Annotated in this window: 20 protein-coding genes and 3 tRNA genes; 17 read left to right on the plus strand and 6 right to left on the minus strand. The window is 69.2% G+C overall.

The features are described from left to right. Positions 1-60: 60 nt before the first annotated feature. Positions 61-1,257, minus strand: coding sequence for a L,D-transpeptidase (locus tag ACUZ2Y_RS21725; protein ID WP_476321682.1), 1,197 nt, complete (start codon positions 1,255-1,257; stop codon positions 61-63). A 378-nt stretch (positions 1,258-1,635) separates the two neighbouring features. Here ACUZ2Y_RS21725 and ACUZ2Y_RS21730 point away from each other — a divergent pair, with 378 nt between their 5' ends. Further along, positions 1,636-1,839 carry a cold-shock protein gene (locus ACUZ2Y_RS21730; RefSeq protein ID WP_054052713.1) on the plus strand — a complete coding sequence of 68 codons (204 nt, stop codon included), beginning with the start codon at positions 1,636-1,638 and terminating at the stop codon, positions 1,837-1,839. A 59-nt stretch (positions 1,840-1,898) separates the two neighbouring features. Here the strand turns inward: ACUZ2Y_RS21730 and ACUZ2Y_RS21735 are convergent, their stop codons facing one another. Further along, a complete protein-coding gene (locus ACUZ2Y_RS21735) occupies positions 1,899-2,240 on the minus strand; it encodes a hypothetical protein (protein ID WP_476321684.1) in 342 nt (113 codons plus the stop codon). Between the two features lie 323 nt (positions 2,241-2,563). Beyond that, positions 2,564-2,773, minus strand: a complete 210-nt coding sequence (locus tag ACUZ2Y_RS21740) for a heavy-metal-associated domain-containing protein (RefSeq protein WP_476321686.1) — start codon at positions 2,771-2,773, stop codon at positions 2,564-2,566. A 251-nt stretch (positions 2,774-3,024) separates the two neighbouring features. On the opposite strand from ACUZ2Y_RS21740, the gene ACUZ2Y_RS21745 reads away from it, so the two are divergent. From ACUZ2Y_RS21745 to ACUZ2Y_RS21800, 12 genes are all read left to right on the plus strand, one after another. Next, on the plus strand, positions 3,025-3,270 hold the full coding sequence (locus tag ACUZ2Y_RS21745; protein WP_476321688.1) for a hypothetical protein: 246 nt from the start codon (positions 3,025-3,027) through the stop codon (positions 3,268-3,270). 460 nt (positions 3,271-3,730) lie between these two features. Continuing rightward, positions 3,731-3,803 (plus strand) — tRNA-Glu (locus ACUZ2Y_RS21750). A gap of 49 nt (positions 3,804-3,852) precedes the next feature. Next, positions 3,853-3,926, plus strand: a tRNA-Asp gene (locus ACUZ2Y_RS21755). A gap of 221 nt (positions 3,927-4,147) precedes the next feature. Further along, positions 4,148-4,221: transfer RNA gene (locus ACUZ2Y_RS21760), tRNA-Phe, on the plus strand. Between the two features lie 434 nt (positions 4,222-4,655). Continuing rightward, complete coding sequence (locus tag ACUZ2Y_RS21765; RefSeq protein WP_476321690.1) at positions 4,656-6,155, plus strand: sugar transferase; 1,500 nt, start codon at positions 4,656-4,658, stop codon at positions 6,153-6,155. After that, positions 6,155-7,390 carry a class I SAM-dependent methyltransferase gene (locus tag ACUZ2Y_RS21770; protein WP_476321692.1) on the plus strand — a complete coding sequence of 412 codons (1,236 nt, stop codon included), beginning with the start codon at positions 6,155-6,157 and terminating at the stop codon, positions 7,388-7,390. The genes ACUZ2Y_RS21765 and ACUZ2Y_RS21770 overlap by 1 nt, the downstream gene beginning before the upstream one ends. Continuing rightward, entirely contained in the window at positions 7,387-8,193 is an 807-nt protein-coding gene (locus tag ACUZ2Y_RS21775) for a sugar phosphate nucleotidyltransferase (RefSeq protein ID WP_476321694.1), read from the plus strand. Before ACUZ2Y_RS21770 ends, ACUZ2Y_RS21775 begins: the two co-directional genes overlap by 4 nt. After that, positions 8,194-8,856, plus strand: a complete 663-nt coding sequence (locus ACUZ2Y_RS21780) for a PIG-L deacetylase family protein (protein WP_476321696.1) — start codon at positions 8,194-8,196, stop codon at positions 8,854-8,856. It begins immediately after the preceding gene. Positions 8,857-8,869: 13 nt separating this feature from the next. Next, positions 8,870-9,901, plus strand: coding sequence for an NAD-dependent epimerase/dehydratase family protein (locus tag ACUZ2Y_RS21785; RefSeq protein ID WP_476321698.1), 1,032 nt, complete (start codon positions 8,870-8,872; stop codon positions 9,899-9,901). A 2-nt stretch (positions 9,902-9,903) separates the two neighbouring features. Then, complete coding sequence (locus tag ACUZ2Y_RS21790) at positions 9,904-11,049, plus strand: methyltransferase C-terminal domain-containing protein (protein WP_476321700.1); 1,146 nt, start codon at positions 9,904-9,906, stop codon at positions 11,047-11,049. A gap of 70 nt (positions 11,050-11,119) precedes the next feature. Beyond that, positions 11,120-12,073 (plus strand): glycosyltransferase family 2 protein, encoded by a 954-nt coding sequence (locus tag ACUZ2Y_RS21795; protein WP_476321702.1) that lies wholly within the window; start codon positions 11,120-11,122, stop codon positions 12,071-12,073. Then, positions 12,070-12,789 (plus strand): polysaccharide deacetylase family protein, encoded by a 720-nt coding sequence (locus ACUZ2Y_RS21800; protein WP_476321704.1) that lies wholly within the window; start codon positions 12,070-12,072, stop codon positions 12,787-12,789. The genes ACUZ2Y_RS21795 and ACUZ2Y_RS21800 overlap by 4 nt, the downstream gene beginning before the upstream one ends. Positions 12,790-12,799: 10 nt before the next feature. Here ACUZ2Y_RS21800 and ACUZ2Y_RS21805 read toward each other — a convergent pair whose 3' ends face one another. Both ACUZ2Y_RS21805 and ACUZ2Y_RS21810 read right to left on the minus strand, forming a co-directional pair. Then, positions 12,800-13,825 (minus strand): glycosyltransferase family 4 protein, encoded by a 1,026-nt coding sequence (locus ACUZ2Y_RS21805; protein WP_476321706.1) that lies wholly within the window; start codon positions 13,823-13,825, stop codon positions 12,800-12,802. A 420-nt stretch (positions 13,826-14,245) separates the two neighbouring features. Continuing rightward, positions 14,246-15,310, minus strand: a complete 1,065-nt coding sequence (locus ACUZ2Y_RS21810; protein WP_476321708.1) for a glycosyltransferase family 4 protein — start codon at positions 15,308-15,310, stop codon at positions 14,246-14,248. Positions 15,311-15,534: 224 nt separating this feature from the next. On the opposite strand from ACUZ2Y_RS21810, the gene ACUZ2Y_RS21815 reads away from it, so the two are divergent. The 4 genes from ACUZ2Y_RS21815 (at position 15,535) to ACUZ2Y_RS21830 (ending at position 19,944) form a co-directional block, all read left to right on the plus strand. Next, positions 15,535-16,617: a YveK family protein gene (locus ACUZ2Y_RS21815; RefSeq protein ID WP_476321710.1), complete on the plus strand. Its 1,083-nt coding sequence runs from the start codon at positions 15,535-15,537 to the stop codon at positions 16,615-16,617. Continuing rightward, on the plus strand, positions 16,614-18,113 hold the full coding sequence (locus ACUZ2Y_RS21820; RefSeq protein WP_476321712.1) for an O-antigen ligase family protein: 1,500 nt from the start codon (positions 16,614-16,616) through the stop codon (positions 18,111-18,113). The genes ACUZ2Y_RS21815 and ACUZ2Y_RS21820 overlap by 4 nt, the downstream gene beginning before the upstream one ends. A gap of 89 nt (positions 18,114-18,202) precedes the next feature. Next, entirely contained in the window at positions 18,203-18,922 is a 720-nt protein-coding gene (locus ACUZ2Y_RS21825) for a right-handed parallel beta-helix repeat-containing protein (protein WP_476321714.1), read from the plus strand. Positions 18,923-19,002: 80 nt separating this feature from the next. Next, positions 19,003-19,944 (plus strand): glycosyltransferase family 2 protein, encoded by a 942-nt coding sequence (locus ACUZ2Y_RS21830; protein ID WP_476321716.1) that lies wholly within the window; start codon positions 19,003-19,005, stop codon positions 19,942-19,944. Here ACUZ2Y_RS21830 and ACUZ2Y_RS21835 read toward each other — a convergent pair. Continuing rightward, positions 19,941-21,485 (minus strand): lipopolysaccharide biosynthesis protein, encoded by a 1,545-nt coding sequence (locus ACUZ2Y_RS21835; protein WP_476321718.1) that lies wholly within the window; start codon positions 21,483-21,485, stop codon positions 19,941-19,943. The two genes, ACUZ2Y_RS21830 and ACUZ2Y_RS21835, sit on opposite strands and share 4 nt — an antisense overlap. Between the last annotated feature and the right edge of the window lie 90 nt (positions 21,486-21,575).

Here is a 21,575-nt window from a genome sequence, read left to right on the forward strand (position 1 = left end):
TGGCTTTGACAGGACAGACCAGCGGTGAACGCTTCGGCGGTGGCCACTTGGAGGAAAGCCCTATGCCGACTCAGCGGAGAGCTTCTGCCATTTGTCCCAAGACAGGGCCCAGTCGTAGTAGTCGCCGTCCTGTGCGCCGAGTTGCTGGGTGCTGCCGGTGATCTCCACCGGGTCACCCGGAAGAACCGTGTCGTAGTAGAGCTTCGCGTTGGCGGGGGCCAGGTTGATGCAGCCGTGCGAGACGTTCTGCTTGCCCTGGGCCCAGATCGAGGGGGCGTAGCCGTGGATGAACTCGCCGTTGTTGGAGATGCGGACCGCCCACGGCACGACCACGTTCTCGTAGTTGTACTTCGGGTTCGTCATCCCGTAGCTGGCGTGCTTGCTCATCACCACATGTGTGCCGCTCTTGGTGACCCGGCCCGGGTCGGACTCGAGACCGAAGCTGGCGGGGAAGTCGTGTGTCTGCCCGGCTTCGGTCTTCACGACCATCCGGTGCGTCTGGGTGTTCCCTTGGACAACCTGGTGCCTGCCGATGGTGAACGTCGACGTCACGTCGTTGCGGCCGTAGGCGCCGTTGCCGAAGGCGATGCCGTAGGTGTCGGCCTTCACGGTGACCTTCGTGCCTGCTTTCCAGTACTCCTTGGGCCGCCAGTGCGCCGACCGGTCGCTGAGCCAGGCCCACGCGCCCTCGGTGTCGACCGAGGTCTCGACGGTCAGCGCCTTCTGCACTGCGGCCCGGTCTTTCACCGGTGCGTCGAAGGTCAGCGCGATGGGCATCGCGACGCCGTAGGTCTGGCCGTCGCCGGTGTTGAGGCTCGCCTTGATCTGGCTCTTCGGCTTGACGGTGGTGAAGGAACCGGAAAGCGGGACGCTCTTGCCGTCGGCGCCCAGCGCCGAGCCGGACCAGGTGTAGGTCTTGGCGTAGCCGAGGTCCTCGCCGAGCTTCCAGGACTTCTTGTCCGCGGCCAGTTCTCCCTTGGCCTGCTTGCCATCCGGGTTGGTGAGCGTGACCTTCTCGAGGGTGCCGTCGGCGACGCTGACCGCGATCGGTCCGCCAGGACCGACGTCCTTGGCGCCCGCGGCCGGGCTGACAGTGATCTTGGCCGACTCGGTCTGCTCGACCAGTGCGCCGCCCGGGGAGGTCGCTGTGCCCGCGCCTGCCGTGGTGCAGCCGGTCAGGGCGAGGACCGCGACCAGTCCGGCACCCACCAGCGTGGCGGGAATCCACCGTCTCCCCGAGTGTTTCCTGCCGCCCATGTCGCTTCCCTTCCCCCAGCACCCCTTGACACTCATTACGACGCTGTAGTGGGTTGGGAAGTTGGCTGGATAGGGGTGTGACTCACATCACATCTGTTGCTTTTTGGGTGATGTTCCAGGGCGGCCGGAAGATGTTCGGAGCGTGTTTGCGTAGATCACCCGCTTGGGCTAGCGGGGTGCCCGTCAGGCCGTAGAGCGGCCCACGACATCTCGATATTCTTTGCCTTGCAGGCCGTAGCTTCTGTGTTCGTGCTTTCCACGCTCGCGGAACGACAACGCGGGCGCGCTGCTTTCCGTCGGACTGGGCGGGAGCACCGCCCGAGGGCGGCCCGGGGCTGCATGGTGCAGACCCAAGCTCCTGCGATGGAGGCAGGTTTTATGGCACAGGGCACAGTCAAGTGGTTCAACGCCGAGAAGGGCTTCGGATTCATCGCGCAGGATGACGGCGGCGCCGATGTCTTCGTGCACTACTCGGAGATTCAGTCCAAGGGATTCCGGTCCCTTGAGGAGAACCAGCGCGTCGAGTTCGAGGTCGGCCAGGGCACCAAGGGCCCGCAGGCCACGAACGTCGTCCCGCTCTAGTCCTCTTCACCCACGAGAGCCTCGGTCGCCCACGACCGGGGCTCTCGTGCGTGTGGGTGTCAGGACCGCTGCAGCTGCTGCGACTCCCATTCCAGGCGCTGCATGACCCATTCCTGGGCGAGCGCCATCGGGGATGTCTGGCGGTAGGCCGCCAGTTCACGCAGCTGCTCGTTCGCCATCAGCGACAAGCGCAGCTGATAGACCTCGGCGCTGCCGAAGCGGCGGCCGGTGGCCGTCGTCTCGTTGTCCGATTCGGGGGAGAGAGCCGCGAGGTAGTTCTCCAGCTCTACGTCGGGCAGGAGTTCCTCACTCTGCTCACGGTGCGGGGGGCGGTGGCGTCCCGTGTTGGTGCCGACCGTCTTGAGGTCGGTACGGCTGCGTCCGAAAGAGGGAAAAGGCACCGGGAGAGGATAACGAATCGGTTGCGGCGCCGCCTCCTCTGTGAGGGTCGACACACCCCTCATGTGGTGAGCACAGTGATGAGTACGCGCGGGCAGGCCGCTGACCTGCGGACATGGAGAGGCCCCCGCGCCAGGGGGAGGAACGCGGGGGCCGGAGGGGATCTCCACAGGCGCTGACCGGGGGTATGTCAGCAAGACGATTGTTGCACGCACACTCGCCCCGCGGGAGGGGCAAGGTGGGAAAATTCGAGGGAAAATGTTCACCTGATGTTCGCCTTGTGCAGCGGTAAATCTCGCGGTAAGTAACCCGCGCGGGGGAGCGATCAGGCCGTGACCTGGTAACCCGCTTCGGTCACCGCGGTCACGACATCGTCCCGCTCCAGCGCCGTCGCGCTGGTGACGGTCACGGCGCCGCTCGTCAGATCGACCGCGACGTCGGTGACTCCCTCGATTCCGGTGAGTTCCTCGGTGACCGAACTGGCGCAGTGGCCGCACGTCATGCCGGTGACGGTGTAGACGGTCTGAACAGACACGGCGGGATTCCTCTCGACGGTGGTGGTCCTCGCAGGCAACTATACCCCTAGGGGGTAAAGGTTTACATGGCCGGGGCCTCGTTGCGCCGATCAGGTGATCCCAAAGTTGGTGACCTACTGGCCAAACTCGGCAGGGATCGAGAAAATCGATCACCTACGGCTACCCGGCGCGGACCCGGTTCACTCTCCGGGGGGCTGTGACCGGGGCGAGATCTCTCATAGCCTCACGCCAAACAATTCGGGGAGGCGATATGAGCGGGTCACTCGAAGTGCGGTCCTTCCTTCTTCAGCAGGACAGCCTCGGCACGTCCGGCCAATTCTCGACAGGAGTGCCTGCGCCGCGGTCCGGCGACTCGGCACGCGTGTCCGACGAGCAGGTGCGGCGAGCCAGGCTGGCTGTCGCGCGCGGCTCGATCGACGCCGACGACTGCCGTGAGCTGCTCGAAATGCTCGGACTCGTGGAAGGTGGCGACGGCCTGCCCGCCGTCCGCCGGTAGTCGCCGACCCCGGCCGTGCGCGGACCATCGGTCGGCGCACGGCCGTTGTCAATGACGCGCGGGTGAATTGTGAGCACTATTCGGTTCTGAATTTTTCACACCTTCTTTCGTCGATCTTGTCCGCGCGTTCGGAAACACCCACGAGTCGGGCATGATCGACAATTCGGTCGCTTTCCTCCGATGTGCCCGACCCCGGTCGCCTCCCCGCGTGGGTAGGCCCCGAAGGCCGGGCACGTGCTCCGCGAAGCCGATCGCGGTCCCCGGGTCGTGCCCGACCCGGGGCTTGATCAGCTCCCGGGCCGTCCGAAGATCACGTTTGCGCAGCTCAGAGGCACAATGGAATACCCGTTTTGGAGTACCAAGGGGGTGTGCCCTAAGCTATCCATGCTCCCAGCGAATACCAGCAAGCAGAACCGGTAGCCTCTGGAAGCGCAGTCGATCGGTCCGCCCGAGCGGTCGGGCTCCCATCGTCTAGCGGCCTAGGACTCCGCCCTTTCAAGGCGGCAGCGCGGGTTCGAATCCCGTTGGGAGTACGTAGTGGCTAGCGCAGTACAGCGGTAAAGCAAGACAGCAGTAGAGCAAGGCCCAGTGGCGCAGTTGGTTAGCGCGTCGCCCTGTCACGGCGAAGGTCGCGGGTTCGAGTCCCGTCTGGGTCGCGAGCTTTGGGTGCCCCCTGTCCACGGAAAACGTGGACAGGGGCGCTCGCCGAAGCACTGGGGGGCGACCCCCCAGACCCCCACGGTGCGGCGGCCGGCGGAACCAGCTTGGTTCTGTTGGTAGGTCGCACCTTTCGGTATCGGGGGCGCGATCGTGTTAGATCATGGTTGTCAGATCGCATGTGTGGTTGTAATACTGTAGTGACTGTGTGTAGTGGTACGGCCAGGTAGCTCAGTTGGTACGAGCGACCGCCTGAAAAGCGGTAGGTCGGCGGTTCGACCCCGCCCCTGGCCACAGTGTGATCGACAAGAGGGCCGTCCCATCGCCGGGGCGGCCCTCTTGTCGTGTTACTCCATTAGAGGAAGAGCCCGGGGCGTCCTTCGGTGACTTCCCGGCAGTGGATCACCCATTCGTGGCGGGCAAATCGGCTGGTAGATGGCCAAAAACGGCTGGCGGATCGCCGTTCGCACCCGTTTGCCCAGGTACCTGGGGTGGTGCCGTTGCGTGTAGTAGCGGCGCTCCCTAACGTAAATTCATCCTTACGGCTTATAGAAAAACTCACTGTGCGTGTAACGGCGTCCTCGGCCCTGACGAATGAAGTTACGAACGCGAGGATTCGGTCGACGGACTCGACACCTCGGTTGATCAACTTTTCAAGAAGATCGCAGGGGCTCGTCGGGGACGCCCCGCAGTGCCGCACGCCCATTCCGGCTGACCGGGGGAACACAATGCGTGACCAAGTGGGGTTTCCACGACGAAGATCTTTAAGGTCTTCCGAGGCGGGGTTTCCGACACCCCGACCGTCCTTGCCCTCGGGCGAACCTTCTTCGCCGCCAGTCTCGACCTGGGAGTACCGCTACCGCCGGTCCGTCATCATCAGCGATGCGCTGTGCGCGATCCTCGTCGTGGCGGCCATCGGTCCAATGGTGGGTTCGAGCCAAGGACTGTCCGGACCGCGCACCCTGATTCTCGGCTTGGTCACCGTCGCGGTGGTCTTGTGCTCAGTGGCGATGAACCGGTCGTGGAACCGGTCCGCGCTCGGCCAGGGCGCTGAGGAGTTCGCGCGCCTGGGCCGCGGGCTGTTCTACGCCGACGTGGCACTGGGGCTCGGTGGTCTCGCCTTCGGCGTCGAGACCATGCGGCCCTGGGTCTTCCTCGTGGTGCCCGCCGTCGGGCTCCTGGCCTTCCCCATGCGCTACGCCCTGCGCAAGCTGCTGCACCGCTCCCGGCGCGAAGGCCAGTGCCTGCTGCCGGTCATGGTCGCGGGCAACGCGACCGCCGCGCTCGACCTGATCACCCGTACCAAGCAGTCGGTGCACCTCGGCTGGCGCGTCGAGGCCGCCTGCACCTCCGACGCCCTCGACGGAGCCATCGACGGAGTGCCCGTGGTCGGGCGCATTGAGGACGTCGCCGAACACGTCCGCCGCGGCGGCTACCGCATCCTCGCCGTGGCCCCCGACCCGTACTGGACCCCGAAGCGACTGCAGCAACTCGCCTGGAAGCTGGAAGGCAGCGGCGCCGACCTCGTCGTCGCGCCGATGCTGATGGAGGTGGCCGGGCCCCGGCTGCACGTCAGCGCCGTGCTCGGCATGCCGTTGCTGCACGTCACCGCGCCCGCGTTCACCGGTGTGCGCCGCGTCGTCAAGGACGTGGTCGACCGGGTCGGCGCGCTCGTCCTGTTCACTTTCCTGCTGCCGGTGATGATCGCCGCGGGCGCCGTCGTCGCGCTCGACAGCCGCGGTCCGGTGTTCTACCGCCAGCGTCGCGTGGGCAAGGACGGCAACGAGTTCACCATCGTCAAGTTCCGCACGATGGTCGTCGGCGCCGACCGGATGGTCCCCGATCTCGAGGCGTGCGACGAGGGCGCGGGCCTGCTCTTCAAGATCCGCAAGGATCCCCGGATCACTCGCTCCGGCGCCGTCCTGCGCCGCTTCTCGATCGACGAGATGCCCCAGCTGTTCAACGTGCTGCTTGGCCAGATGTCGCTGGTCGGCCCCCGGCCGCCGCTGCCGGAGGAGTGCGCCCGGTACGAAGCGGACGTGCGCAGGCGGCTGCTGGTCAAGCCCGGGCTCACCGGCCTCTGGCAGGTCAGCGGTCGCAGCGACCTGCCGTGGGAGGAGTCGGTCCGGCTCGACCTGCGGTACGTGGAGGACTGGTCGCTCGCGCTCGACGCGGTCATCTTGTGGAAGACGATGCGCGCGGTTTTCAGCGGTCAAGGGGCTTACTGATGATGATGTGCCGACTCTGCGGCTCGACGAACCTCGCCGACGTCGTCGATCTTGGCGCCACACCACCCTGCGAGCGGTTCCTCACCGCGGCGCAGCTCGCGGAACCGGAGATCACCTACCCGCTGCACCTGCGGGTGTGCACGAGCTGCTGGCTCGCCCAGATCCCGCCGCTGATCAGCCCCGAGGACACCTTCACCGAGTACGCCTACTTCTCGTCGTACTCCACGTCCTGGGTCGAGCACGCGCGCACCTTCGTCGCCGAGACCGTCGAGCGACTCGGGCTGGACTCGTCGTCGTTCGTCGTCGAGGTGGCGAGCAACGACGGCTACCTGCTGCAGCACATGGTGGCCCGCTCGGTGCCGTGCCTCGGGGTCGAGCCGTCGGTCAACGTCGGCGCGGCCGCCCGCGAGAAGGGCGTCCCGACCAAGAACGCGTTCCTCACCCCGGAGACCGGCGCGGAGGTGCGTGCCGAGCACGGGCCCGCCGACCTCGTCGTGGCGAACAACGTCTACGCCCACATCCCGGACGTCATCGGGTTCACCAAGGGCCTGCGCGCGATGGTCGCCGACGACGGCTGGGTGTCGATCGAGGTGCAGCACCTGCTGACCCTGATGGACCTCAACCAGTACGACACGATCTACCACGAGCACTTCCAGTACTACACGGTCGCGTCCGCGCAGCGCGCCCTCGCGAGCGGCGGGCTGACCGTGGTCGACGTGGAGCTGCTGCCCACCCACGGCGGCTCGATCCGGCTCTGGGCGCGTCCGGCCGAGGTCGCGGGCGAGCCGAGCACCCGGGTCCAGGACGTCCTTTCCCGGGAGAAGGCCGCGGGCCTGCACGAGCTGTCGGGGTACGCGCAGTTCGCCCAGCGGGTGGCGCGGGTGCGCCGGGAGCTGCTCAGCTTCCTCACCGCGGCGGCCGAGCGCGGCGAGACCGTGGTCGGCTACGGCGCGCCCGGGAAGGGCAACACGCTGCTCAACCACTGCGGCATCCGGCCCGACCTGCTGGCGTACACGGTGGACCGCAACCCGTACAAGCACGGCCGGTTCACCCCGGGCACGCGCATCCCGATCAGCGCCCCGGAACGCATCGCCGAGGACAAGCCCGACTATGTCCTTGTCCTGCCGTGGAACCTGCGCGCCGAACTGACCGCGCAACTGTCCTATGTGGCTGAATGGGGTGGGAAGCTGGTCTTTCCGATCCCGAACCTGGAAATCGTCGAGGTGGGGTCATGAAGGTCGTTCTCTTCTGCGGCGGCTACGGGATGCGGATGCGCTCCGGGCCCGACGACGACGTGCCCAAGCCGATGGCGCTGGTCGGCCCGCGGCCGCTCATCTGGCACGTCATGCGTTACTACGCCCACTTCGGGCACCGCGAGTTCGTGCTGTGCCTGGGGTACGGCGCGCACCACATCAAGAACTTCTTCCTCGACTACCGCGAGACCGAGTCCAACGACTTCATCATGCGCGACGGGCAGGTCGAGATGCTCTCGACCGACATCTCGGACTGGTCGATCACGTTCGTGCAGACCGGGATCGAGTCGCCCATCGGCGAACGGCTGCGGCGCGTGCGCGAGCACGTCGAGGGTGAGGAGATGTTCCTCGCCAACTACGCCGACGTGCTCACCGACGCCCCGCTCGACGTGATGGTCGACCGGTTCGCCGCATCCGACGCGGGCGCGTCGATGATGGTCGTGCCGCCGGAGTCGACGTTCCACTGCGTCGACCTCGGCGAGGATGGCCGGGTCAGCGGGATCGTGCCGGTCAGTGAGATGCCGCTGTGGTCCAACGGCGGGTATTTCGTGCTGCGGCAGGAGATCTTCGACCACATCCCGGAGAACGGGGACCTGGTGGCCGACGGCTGCGTGGAGCTCGCCAAGGAGGGCAAGCTGCTCGCCTACCCGTACCGGGGTTTCTGGAAGCCGACGGACACGGTCAAGGAACGCTTCGCCCTCAACGACGCGTACGCGCACAACAACCGGCCGTGGATGTTGTGGGACAAGGGCCCGGACCGCGTCCCCGTCGCCTTGGAGTCCTGAGTGCTCAGCCTGATCCCGCGCCGCTGCGCCGAACTCCTGGTGATCGGCGCGCACTGCGACGACATCGCGATCGGCGCGGGCGGCGCGCTGCTGGAACTGTGCCGCGCCAACCCGGGCGTGCGGGTGGTCGCGCTGGTGTTCACCGGCGGCGGCGGACCGCGCGAGGACGAGGAACGCGCCGCGCTGGCGGCGTTCTGTCCGAAGGCCGAACTTGAGGTGACCGTTCTCGACATCCCGGACGGGCGTCTGCCGGTGCACTGGGAGCGGGCCAAGGAGGCGCTGGAACTCGTGCGCCGCGGCTGCGACCCGGATCTCGTGTTCGCGCCGTCGCCGCACGACGCGCACCAGGACCACCGCGGGGTGGCGGCCCTGGTGCCGACGGCCTTCCGTAACCATGTGGTGCTCGGTTACGAGATTCTCAAGTGGGAGAGCGATCTGGCGCAGCCGCAGGTGTTCTTCCCGCTGCCCGAGGACGTCTTGGCGGACAAGGTCGGCCTGCTGCACGAGCACTACGGCTCGCAGCACGGCAAGACGTGGTTCGATGAGGAGACCTTCGCCGGACTCGCCCGGATCCGCGGCGTGCAGTGCAACAGCCGCTACGCCGAGGCGTTCCACACGACGAAACTGATTATGGCCGCCGGTCCCGCCGGCGCCGGAAGCTGACAGGGGACTGGCAATGCGCGTTCTACTGACCGGTCACCAGGGGTACCTCGGCACGGTGATGGCGCCCGTGCTCACCGAACACGGCCACGACGTGGTCGGGCTCGACTCCGGTCTGTTCGCCGACTGCTACCTGGGGCCCGAGCCCGCCGACCCCAAGGGACTCGCGATCGACCTGCGCGACGTCGAGGTCGAGCACCTCGTCGGCTTCGACGCGGTCGTGCACCTCGCGGCGCTGTCCAACGACCCGCTCGGGTCGCTGGCCCCGCAGATCACCTACGACATCAACCACCACGCGTCGACCCGGCTCGCGCGGCTGGCGAAGGACGCGGGCGTCCGCCGCTTCCTCTACGCCTCGACGTGCTCGGTCTACGGCGCCAGCGGCGGCGACGGGCTGGTCGACGAGGACGCCCCGCTGCGCCCCGTGACCCCGTACGCGGAGTCCAAGGTGCGGGTCGAGGAAGACCTGGTCGCGCTCGCCGACGACAGCTTCAGCCCCACGTTCCTGCGCAACGCCACCGCGTTCGGCTTCTCCCCGCGGCTGCGCGCCGACATCGTGCTGAACAACCTTGTCGGGCACGCCCTGCTGACCGGTGTGGTGAAGGTGCTCTCCGACGGCACGCCGTGGCGGCCGCTGGTCCACGCCGCGGACATCGCGACGGCCTTCGCCGAGGTGCTCGCGGCGCCCACGCACGCGATCCACGCCAAGGCCTTCAATGTCGGCGACGAGCGCAACAACCTGCGGGTGTCCGAGATCGCCGCGGCCGTCGTCGACGCCGTCCCCGGCTCGACGCTGTCGATCACCGGCGAGGCGGGCGCGGACCCGCGGTCCTACCGGGTCGACTTCGCCCGGATCCGCGCGGCGATGCCGGGCTTCGAGTGCGCGTGGACCGTGCCCGCGGGCGCCCGCGAACTCGCTGCCGCCTACACCGCGCACAAGCTGACCGCGGCCGCGTTCGAGCGCCGCTTCACCCGGCTCGCCCGGCTCAGCGACCGGACCGCCGCGGGCACCATCGATGGCGACATGCGCCCGGTCGCGACGGGCTGACGATGGCCAATCCGGTTGTCGCGCTGGACTCGCCGGGTGTGCTTCCCGCGGTGTCGTGCAGGCACTGCGGGGGTGGTGCGGGCGAGTTGGTGCTCGATCTGGGTCGCCAGCCCGGGTGCGAGCAGTTCCCCGAGCCCGGCGCGACCGAGCCTGAGCCCGTGCACCCGCTGCGCATGTGGTTCTGCGCCGGTTGCGGGCTCGCGCAGCTCGCCGACGATCCCGGATGGCCCGAGAACGTGCTCGGCGTCGAACCCCGTGCGATGCGCGACCAGGCATCCAGGGTCGTCGACCGGCTCGCGGTCGAAGGCAGGCTCCGGCGCGGCGCGTCGGTGACGGAGTTCGGCAGCCCGCACGGTGGCGACTGGCTGCCGCTGGTCGTGCGGCGCGGTCTCGTCGAGGCGCCCACCGGGCAGGCGGACCTGGTGCTGGACACCTATGGCCTGCTGCACGAGCCGGACCAGGCGAGCGCGCTCGCGGCGCGCGCGGCCAGGCTGGCGCCGGGCGGGGTCATGGTGTTGCAGTTCCACAGCCTGGCCACCGTCCTGCAGCACCGGCAGTGGAGCGAGTTGCGCCACGGCCACTTCGGCTACTGGTCGGTGCCCGCCCTCGACACCGCCCTGCGCGCGCACGGTCTTGGTGTGCACCGCGCGTGGCGCTACCCGATGGCGGGCGGGACGATCGTCGTCCTCGCCCAGGCCAACGCCGAACCGGACGCCGACACCCGCAAGCTGATCTCGAGCGAGGTGAGCGCCGGGGTCCTCAACCCCTCGGTCCTGAGTTCGCTGCAAGCCGACGCCGACCGCGACGCCCGAGTCCTGCGGACCTGGCTGGGCGAGCAGCGGCAGGCGGGCAGACGCGTGGTCGGCTACGGCGCGGCCTCACGTGCCGTCCCGGTGCTCTGCCACGCGCGGATCACCCGGGACCTGCTGCCCACGGTGGCCGACGCCTCACCGGGCAAGCAGGGCAGGCTGATGCCCGGAACGGACGTGCCGGTGATCTCGCCCGCCGAACTGGTCGAATCGAAGCCGGACACCGTGCTGCTCATGCTTCCCGACCTGCTCGACGAGGTCCGCCGCGCGCTGCCGGAGATCGAGGCGGCGGGCGGCACTTGGCTGACGCTCGCGAAGATCCTCGGGAAGTCCGCATGAGCGAGCTTGCGAGTGAATCAGTGTCACAGTGCCTTCGCGAGTGGAGCCACCGAATTTGTGAGGTGGCCGCATGAACGAGCCAGAACTCTCGGTGCTGATGGTCACCTACAACGCCGCCGAACTCCTTGAGCGCACGCTGCGGGCCCTCACCGGCGCCGCCGCGCCCTCGGTCTCGTTCGAGGTCCTGGTCAGCGACAACGCGTCCGCCGACGGCGCGGCCGACGTCGCCGAGCGGCTGCTCGGACCGGACGCCGTGCGCAGACTGGGCACCAACACCGGGTTCGCCCACGGAGTCAACCGGGCGGCGGAGCGGGCCTCGGGCCGCTACGTGCTGCTGCTCAACCCCGACGCCGAGCCGATGCCCGGCGCCATCGACGCGTTGCTGGCCCACCTCAAAGCCAACCCCCGGCACGGCATCGTCGGCGGCCGCACGCTGCGACCCGACGGCGAGCTGGACCCGCGAAGCTGCTTCGGCCGGATGACACCGTGGAGCGTCACCTGCTCGGCGACCGGGATCTCCGCGCTCGCAAGGGGTTCGAGCTGGTTCGACCCGGAGGCGATCGGGAACTTCGCCCGCGACCGGGTGCGCCATGTCGACGTGATCAGCGGCGGTTTCATGCTGCTGGCCAAGCAGACCTGGGACGAACTCGGCGGCCTCGACGAGGCGTACCGGATCTACGGCGAGGACCAGGATCTGTGTCTGCGTGCCGCCGTGCTCGGCTACCGGCCGTCGATCACCCCTGAGGCGCGAGCGGTGCACGCGGTCGGGGCGTCGTCGACGAACCGGCCGGACCGTGACGTGCTCGTCCTCGCGGGCCGGGCTTCGGTGGTGCAGCGGCATTTCGGCCCTTGGCGCCGGTATGGCCTGCTGGCGCTGCGCACCGGGGTGCGCGTGCGGATGATCGCCGAGCGGCTGCTGGGCCGGGACCCGCGCTGGGCGGCGGTGTGGCGGCGGCGCGGCGAGTGGGCGCGGGGCTGGCCCGGAACCTGGCAGGCGCGGGCGGACGCGGTGGCCCGGTCATGAACGTCCGGTCCCTGATCAAACCGGTGGCGCGGGTGATCACCGCGCCGGTCGGCTCGGTGCGCGGAGTGCGGACCACCGAGCCGCACGCCGTGCTGACCTTCGACGACGGGCCGGACCCGGACGGGACGGAGAAAGTCCTCGCGGCACTCGCCGAGCACGGCGCCACCGCCACGTTCTTCGTGCTCCTCGACCGCGCCCGGCGCTATCGCACGCTGCTGGCGGAAGCGGTCGCCCAAGGCCATGAGATCGCGTTGCACGGGGTGGACCACCGCAGGCTGACCACCCTGCCCGCCGCCGAGGTGTACCAGCGGACCGCGCGGGGCAAGGCGGAGCTCGAAGACCTTCTCGGCACGCCGGTCCGGTGGTTCCGGCCGCCGTTCGGCGCGCAGTCGATCGGCACCTGGCGCGCGGTGAAGCGGTGTGGGCTGGAGCCGGTGGTCTGGGGACCGACGGCGTGGGACTGGCTCGACCTGCCGGTAGACGACCTGGCGAAGCGGGCCATGGAGCGGATGTCCGCGGGTTCGGTCCTGCTGGCGCACGACGGCTTCGCCGGAGACCCGGACGTTTCCGGCGACCAGCCCGCGCCCCGGTTCGACCGCGGCGAGCTGACCACGGCCGTGCTGGACGGCCTCAGCGACCGGGCTCTGCGCGGCGTCTCCCTTGCCGACGCCTTGCGCGCGGGCCGCCTGCAGCGGTGGGCCTGGTTCAAGTCCTGACTGGCTTGAGCTAGCGCGAACCGTTCGCGATCCGGAGGACGTCGTCGGCGACCCGGTCCCAGCTGTAGCGGGCCACGATGTCGTCGGACTGCTCGATCGCCCGCTCGGCGAGCCCGTCGTCCTCGAGGACGGCGGCGATCGTGCCCGCCAGCTCATGCGCGTCGGCGGACGTCACCAGCGCGCCGTTGACCCCGGGCCGGACGATCTCGGGCATCGCGCAGGCGTCGCGCGCCACGCAGGGCAGGCCATGGGCGAGGGCCTCGACCAGAGCCATGCCGTAGCCCTCGAAGTGGCTGGGCATCACGAAGACGTCGTGCTCGGTGTAGAGCCTGCGGACCTGTTCGAGCGGAAGCCTGCCGAGGAAGCGCACGCCGTCGGGCACCTGGCCCGGCAGCGGCCAGGTGGTCGGCCCCACCACGGTCAGCTCGATCTCCGGGTCGACGTCGCGGCGCAGCACTCCCAGCGCGGTCACCACGTCCGGACCGGCCTTGGTGTCGAAGTCCCTGCCGACGAACAGGAGCTTGCGGCGGTGCGTGGACACCGAGGGCCGCCGGTCGTCGGCTTCGGGCAGCACGTTGGCCGCCGGCGGCACGACGTGCACCCGGTCCTCGGGCAGCCCGGTGACCCGGACCAGGTGCTCGGCCAGCCACCCGCTCATCGCGAGGATGCCTTCCGCGCCCGCGTAGATCTCGTGCTGGCGGTCGATGAGGCGACGGATAAGCGAGGGCGTCAGGTGGGGGAAGTGCCGGACCCCGGTCTTGTCGTCGAAATGGTCGAGCAGCAGGTCGAAGCTCAGGTCCTGGTAGACGAAGTACGGCGTGTCCAGCCGCGCGAGGTCGCCGATCTGGAGCACCACGTCGGGGCGCAGCTTGCGTTCGGCGGCCCGCAGCCGCAGCCCGGTGAGGCTCTGGGTGACGCCGTGGTGCTTCCAGGCGCTCGCCCAGCGACGCTCGTGCCGGTAGGCCCCGAGCGTCTTCAGCACGGTCCGGCTCGGCTGCGCCCAGCGCAGCCCCAGGTCGACGACCTCAGTCCGCACGCGCAGCGCCTGACGCAGGTTCCAGGGGGTATAGCTCCAGGTCGGCGCGGGTGGCTCGTCCCAAGCGCAGGCGAAACCGACCCTGACTCCGGCGGACCGCGTATCGTCGCCGGGTGACGCTCGACCTGTCATGTTCTGCCCCTTTTCGCCGATTATTCCGTTAAGCGGCTTACGGTGACAGGCGGGGGTGAAGGTGCGCGCCCGACCTCGACGGACGTTCCTGGTCGCAGATTCAACGAGTCTCGGCGCGAGTGCGCCAATAGGCGTAACGCCGATCGCCGAAATAGGTATGCAAGGGGAGAAGGCCGGCTCCGACGGTCGGGAGAAGGGGAGGTCCTCATGGCGCATCGCGACGCGTCCGCGAGCCGTGTTGTCCCCCCGGCAGGTTTCGGTCCGGCGTCCGCTGTCGCCGGCCGCCCACTAGAGCGCGCCGATGATCCGCAGGACGTCGTCCGCGGCCCTCGACCACTGATACCGGGCGATGACATCCGCCGATTCGCGGTCGGTGTGCTTGTAGATCGAGTCGTCATTGATGACGCTGGTTATCCGGGCCGCCAATTCGATGGGATCGTCGGACTCGACAAAACCGCCGTTCACGCCCGAGCGGACCAATTCGGGCATCGCGCAATCGCGTCGCGCGATACATGGCATTCCGTGGGCGAGGGCTTCGACGAATGCGATGCCGAATGCCTCGAACCGGCTGGGCATCACGAACAGATCGTGTTCGGCGTAAAGCGCGCCCACCTGGTCGAGCGGCACGTGGCCGAGGAAGCGCGCGCCCGCGGGCACCTCGCCCGGGAAGGCGGCCGGACCGGCGATGGTCAGTTCGAACGCGGGGTCGACCTCGCGGCGCAGCACGGCGAGCGCCTCGACGACCACGTCTCCGCCCTTGCCGTAGAAGTCCTTGCCGATGAACAGCAGTCGGCGGCGCGGCCGCGGCCGGTCGGCCCGGACCGGGCCGTCGGGCAGCGCGTTGGCGCCGGGCGGCACCACGTGCACGCGGTCGGCGGGGACACCGGTCACCCGCACAAGGTGGTCGGCGGTCCACTGGCTCATGGCGAGCACCGCGGCGCAGCGGTCATAGATCGCGCGCTGACGGTCGGCGAGCCTTCTGATCCGGGACTCGGACAGCCCGGGCATCCGCGCTCCGCTTCCGGTGCCGTCGACGAGGCGCTCGAGCACCATGTCGAAGCTGAGATCCTGGTAGAGCACGTACGGCTGGTCGAACCGGGCGAGATCGCCGATCTGCAGGATGACTTCCGCATCGCTCGTCCGGCCGCGGTGGCGCAGCCGCTGCTCGCCCGCGGCGACCGTGAGTGGGTGGTGTTTCCACGCGGTGGCCCAGCGGCCGTCGTGCCGGTAGGCGCCCAGCGCCTTCAGGACCGCCCTGGTCGGCCCGGACCAGGTGAGTCCGAGGTCGACGACGGACGTCCGGTCACGCAGTGCCTGCCGGAGGTTCCACGGCGTGTGCGACCAAGTGCGCATCGGCGGGGTGTCCCACGCGCAGGCGAATCCGAGGCGTCTCGTCCCGGCTTCGAATCTGACATCGGGACGGTCGAGGCTGTTTTGTCCCATTTAGGTGTTGCGTCCAATTCGCATGGTTCGCCGGATCTTTCCGGCGAGTACGGCAGTATCCTGTGGTCACCGTCGAAATGGCGCTGGGAGCCCCGGCCAGCCATTGAGGGTACCATTTTGTGGAAGGTATGAGCATGGATCTTGTCACGGTATTTCGCATCGCGATTCGCCGTTGGTATGTGTTCGTGCCGACGTTGATCCTGTGCTGCGTCACGGGGTTCGTCGCCGCCTCACAGGTCGCGCCGGGTTTCGAGGTCGGCGGTGTCCTGGTGATCAACACGCCGTACGTCACCACCGAGAAGGAAGCCGCGGCGATCGCGAACAACAGCTACTCCGACACGCGGTCCACGGCCTCGGTCCTCGGCGGCGTCGCCGCGTCGGCCGACACCGCCAACGCGGTCGCCGCCCAAGGCGGCACCGGCACCTTCCAGGCCCTCGTCCAGGAGGGCCGCCCGCTGATCCACGTGTCGGTCGTCGCGACGACCCGCGAGGAGGCACTGATCACCTATCGGTCGCTGGTGGGTGAATTGGGCAAGCGCCTCGACACGATCCAGGCGGCCAAGAACGTGCCGCCGCCCGCCCGCGTCACCCTCGACGACGTCGTCAACCCGCAGGAGCCGCTGCAGACCACCGGGTCGAGGCTGAAGGTGCTGCTCGCGGCGATCGGCCTCGGCACGATCCTCGCCTTCGGTCTCGCCGTACTCGCGGACTTCCGCGGCTGGGGGACGACCCGGCTGCGGCGCAAGCGTGACGCCAAGCTCGCCGTGCGCGACCAGGAGCCCGCGGCCGAGGAGAACGTGCCCGAGAAGCAGCCGGTCACGGCTACCCGGGTACCGGCACCGCCGCCCGCCCAGCCGCGGACGCCCGCCCCCGCGCAGCCCGCGCCTCGGGGTCCCGCGCCTGCCAACGCGCCGCGCACCCCCGTGCCCGCCGCCGTCGCGCCGCCGAAGCCCGGTGCGCGCAACGGAGCCGGTCAGGAGGCGAGCGTGCCGAACAGCCAGGCTCAGAACGGTGCCGCCAAGACCGCGAACCTCCCGAACGGCCAGACCCGCAGGCCCGCCACCGAGGACGCCCCGCCCGCCGGTGAGGGCTCGGCCCGGAGACCCAGCGGATGGCCGAGGAAAGATCACGACCAACCGCACGGCCAGGGCCAGGACACGGTGCGGGTGGCGCCAGTGAGCGGTGGTGACCCATCGCGTAAGGCCGGGCCGCGATGAGCCCGACCGTCATCTTCGCCCCGATCACGCCGCCCGCTCCGTCGCTGTGGGCGCGGATGGGTTCCCGCACGTGGGTCCGCGTGGTGTTCATTGTGGCGGCCTTCTGCGCGCCGGCGGTGGCGATCATCTACCCCGACACACTGCCCCTGGTGCTCGGCATCGCCTTGGTGGTCACCGGGCTGCTCTTCGCGCCGTGGAACGAGCTGACCGCGTTCAGCGTGCTGCTCGGCGCGACCTTCCTGCTTCCCGCGAATCTGGTGATCGGCCCGCTCGGCCAAGCCGGTCGGCCGTGCATGCTGATCGCGGCCGTGATGTTCATGTACTGGTCGTTCGACCGGATCGTGCCCGGCGGCGAGTCCGACCGCAGGCGCCAGCCCATCCGCGTGCTGGCGATCCTGGTCGTCATGGGCGTGCTCGCCAGCTACGGGCTGGCGCAGATCCGCGGCATGACGGCGATCGAGGCCAACGGCGCCGACGCCGGCCTGATGATCCAGATCAGTGTGCTGGGCCTGCTGCTCTTCAGCGCGGATGTCCCCGGCTCCGGCGATGTCGTCCGCAAGGTGCTCGCCCGGATCGTCGGCGGCGCCGCGTTCCTCTCACTGGCCGGTGTCCTGCAGTACTTCCAGATCATCGATCTCTCCGGCGCGATCCGGCTGCCCGGCCTCACCGTGCACACGTCGAACTCCGACTTCATCGTCGAGCGCGACGGCCTCTACCGCGTCGCCGGCACCGCCACCCACCCCATCGAGTACGGCGTCGTGCTCAGCATGGTGCTGCCGCTGGCCCTGCACTTCGCGCTGACCGCGCCGAAGGGCAAGCGGTTCTGGCCGTGGCTCGCCGTCGCGGTGATCGCCGCGGGCATCCCGCTGGCGGTCTCGCGCTCCGCCGTGCTGGCGACGATGGTCGCGCTGGGCGTGTACTTCCTGACGACGAAGCTGCGCGTGCTGGTCAACCTGCTGCCTGTCGCGGTCCTCGGCCTGATCGCCGTGCAGGCCGCCACCCCGGGTGTGCTCGGCGGGATCCTGCAGCTGTTCCGGGCGGTGGACGACGACCCCAGCATCGCCGGGCGCACCGGCGACTACGCGATCGTCATCCGGTACTGGAGCGAATACCCGTTGTTCGGCCTCGGCCCGGGGACGTTCGTGCCGAAGCACTACATCGTGCTCGACAACGAGTACCTCTACGAACTGGTCACCCTGGGCGCGACCGGGCTGATCGTGCGGGTCGCCCTGTTCTGGTGCGGCTACGTCTTCGCGCGGCGGGTGAGCCGCTTCGCCGCCGACCCCGCCGACCGCGACCTCGGCCAGGCGCTCGCCGGGGCGATCGCCGCCGCCGCCGTCGCCGCGGCCACCTTCGACGCCTTCGGGTTCACCATCATGCTCGTCGTCACCCATGTCCTCATCGGACTGTCGGGCGCGTTGTGGCGCACGACGGTGCGCGATCCCGCCCTCGGGATCGGCCGATACCGCCACCTTCCGGTCGGGAACCCCACGTGATCTGCCGTCTTGTCGCTGTCGTTGTCCTCGCGCTCACGGCGGGGGCATGCGGTTCACCGGCGGAGCCCGCCGCACCGGAGGCGCCGGGCGTGCCCCCTGGGATCGAGCTGACCCCGACCGGGACGATGACGGTGACCGCCCGTGGGGCGGTGCTGGACCGGATGCGGGTGACCGGCGCGATCACCGTCGCCGCGCCCGACGTGGTCATCCGACGCAGCGTGTTCGAGGGCGACGGGTCCGAGCCGTGGGCGATCCGCACCGAGGGCGAGGGCTCGGTGACGATCGAGCAGGTCACCATTCGCGGCGGGTACACCGACGCGGGGATCGCCGGGAACAACTGGACCGCCCGTGCGGTGGAGATCGTCGGCGCGAGCAGTGACGGCGCCAAGCTCGGCGACCATGTGCGGATCACCCGGAGCTGGTTCCACGACTTCCAGCCGGTCGCGGGCGGCCACATTGACGGCTTGCAGGCCGACGAGGCGTACGGCGACATCGTCATCGAGGACAACCGGATCGACGTCGGGACCGGCGAGGGAAGCAACGCCGCGATCATGCTGTCCCCCGATGTGATGCCCGAGCGGCAGCAGGTGGGGCCGGTGATCGTCCGGCGCAACGTCCTCGGGGGCGGCGGGTACACCATCTACAACGTCGAGGGGAGCACCGGGAAGGCGCTCGTCGACGTCACGATCGCCGACAACGAGTTCCAGCCCGGGGCCCAGTACGGACCGGTCTATCCCCGTGGCGTGCAGCCGCAGACCTATGAGCGCAACAGGTTCACCGACGGCACGCCGGTCCTCTGGCCGAAGTGACCGCGCCGACGTAACCGGACCCGTCTTGTGGGCGATATCCAGTACGAGCGACACGGACAAGCGGCGAGGAGCGGGCACCGATGGCGGACGCGAGTGGGAACGTGGCGGGGCCGGGCGGCAGGCCCGTGCTCAGCCTCGCCATGCCCGTGTACAACGGCGAGAAGTTCATCGTGGCCGCCCTCGACAGCATCCTCGCCCAGGACTTCGCCGACTGGGAACTGCTCGTCTGCGACAACGCCTCGACGGACACGACCCCGGCGATCGTCGCGGAGTACGTGGCCCGCGACCCGCGGGTTCGGTATGTCCGGCACCAGAAGAACCTTGGCGCGGCGGGAAACCACAACTACGGCTTCCACAACACCGCGGGCGAGCTGTTCGCCTGGGTGCACTCGGACAACGTGTACGAGCCGGGCTATTTCAAGGAATGTGTGGGGGAGCTAGCCAACCACCCAGAAGCATCCTGCGTGCACACCACGGTGGTCGACATCGACGAGCACGGTGAGCGGATCCGGCGCTGGGAGGACGAGCCGCGCACCGGGCACCCGGATGTCGCCGTCCGCTTCCGCGACCTGACCGAACTCGACCACATGTGCTGGGCCTGGTTCGGCGTGGCGCGGCGGGAAACGCTGAAGCAGACTTCGCTGCACGCCAGCTTCGACTCCGCCGACCGCCTCGAGATCGTCGAACTCGCGCTGCGCGGCCCGATCAGGGTCGTCGAGAAGGACCTGTTCCTGCACCGGGAGCACCCCGGTCGGATCATGCGCCAGGCCGCGACCGCGCGGGCCCGCTACCTCGTGCTCGATCCCGAGTGGAACGGCCGTATTCCCTTCCCGGTGCTCAACATCGGCCGCCAGTACATAGCCGCGGTCCTGCGCTCGCCGATCAGCCGCCGCGACAAGATCCGCTGCCTGGCCCAGATGCGCGGCTGGGTGAAGACCAACTGGGTGCGGGTCATCAGGACTGTCGCACGTGGACTGTTCGAGTACGCGAAACTGGCGGTTCGGTCGGTGACCCGCCGCTAGACCGTGATTCCGCTGCGGCCCTTGAGGATCATCTTCCCCGCCCGCACCGCCATCTGGATCAGGTCACGCCTGCGCACGGCCAGCGCGCCCAGGAACGTGGCGGGGACCGCCACGACCAAGGCCAGGAGCATGAGCCAGGACGCGCTGTCGGCGAGTATCCAGCGCACCGCCAGCCCGGAGACCGTGGCCGCCGCGCCCGCCCAGGCGAACGGCAGGATGGCCCACACCCACTCGCGCAGTCGCAGGCTCACGAGGTTGCCCGCGGCGCGGAGCTGGAACGGGGCCAGCAGGAACGTCGCGATGCAGTACGCCACCGCGACTCCGGTGATGCCCCAGGGAAGACCGGCGACGAACGCGATCGAGCAGACCACCAGCGGGATGATCGACCAGCGCAGGGTCAGATCGACCCGGGCGGCCGCGAGGTAGAGGGCGCCGCTGGCGGTGACCAGGACCTGGATGATCGAGGTGACCGCGAGGACCTGCATCGCGGGCACGGCGGGCAGCCACACCTCGCCGAACACGATGGTCACGATCTCCCGTGCGGCCAGCGCGACGCCGATCATCACCGGGAAGACAGCCATGGCCATGACCTGGCTGGAGCGCAGGAAGAGTCTTCTGGCGTCGGCCGGACGGTCCTGCAGCCTGGAGAACACCGGGAAGCTGATGCGGTTCGCCGCGCTGCCGAGCAGCTGCACCGGAACCGTCATGACCCGGTAGGCGATCGTGTAGAACGCCAGCGGGACCGCGCCGAGCACACTGGCGATGAGCATGCTGTCGAGGTTGCGGGTGAGGTAGCCCAACCCCTGGCCGGTGATCACCTTGCCGCCGAAGCTCGCCGTCTCCCGGATCGCCGCCCGGTCGGTCCGCCACGGCAGCCACCCGCTGGCGACCAGCATGCAGACGGCGACCAGGACGTCGGTGGAGATCTGCTGCACCACCAGCGCCCAGTAGCCCATCCCGCCGACGGCGGCGGTGATGCCCGCGGCGCCGCCCGCGATGGTCGCGAGGATCTCGGTGATGGCCAGCGCCCGGAACCGCAGGTACCGGTTGATGTACCCGGCGGGCACGACGGCCAGCGCCTTGAGGATCGGGCACACCGACAGCCACATCAGCACCGGCGCCAGCTGCGGGGAGTTCATCAGCTCGGCGATGGGCCCGGCCAGCAACACCGTGAGTGCCGTGATGACGACGGCCACGCCCATCGAAAGTGTCTGGGCCGCGCCGACCTCTTCGTCGCGCAGCCGGTCGCGCTGCACGACCAGGCTCGCGAAGCCGGTCTCGAGCAGCATGGCGTTGAGCGCGACGTAGATCGTCGCCTCCGCGGCGATGCCGAAATCCGCGGGCCCGATCCACCTGGCCAGCAGGATGGCGAAGCCGAGCCGCCCGATCTGGCGCACGAGCAGCGCGACCGTGCTCCACATGACACCGCCCGCCGCGGCGGCCGTGGTGTCCGCGGTGCTGTGGCCGGAGATCCGGTGGTGCTCGCCCGGGGCCTTGTCGCCCCGCCCGGTGGGCGGCGCCTGGTCGGCGGGCGTGGTCAACGTCGGCCCGTCACGGCTCGGACGCCACTCGGGCCCCGGGATTCACTCATATGCAGTGAAACGATTCCCGGGGCCCGAGCGTTACAGAAA

The sequence above is a fragment of the Actinokineospora sp. UV203 genome, from assembly GCF_056323665.1.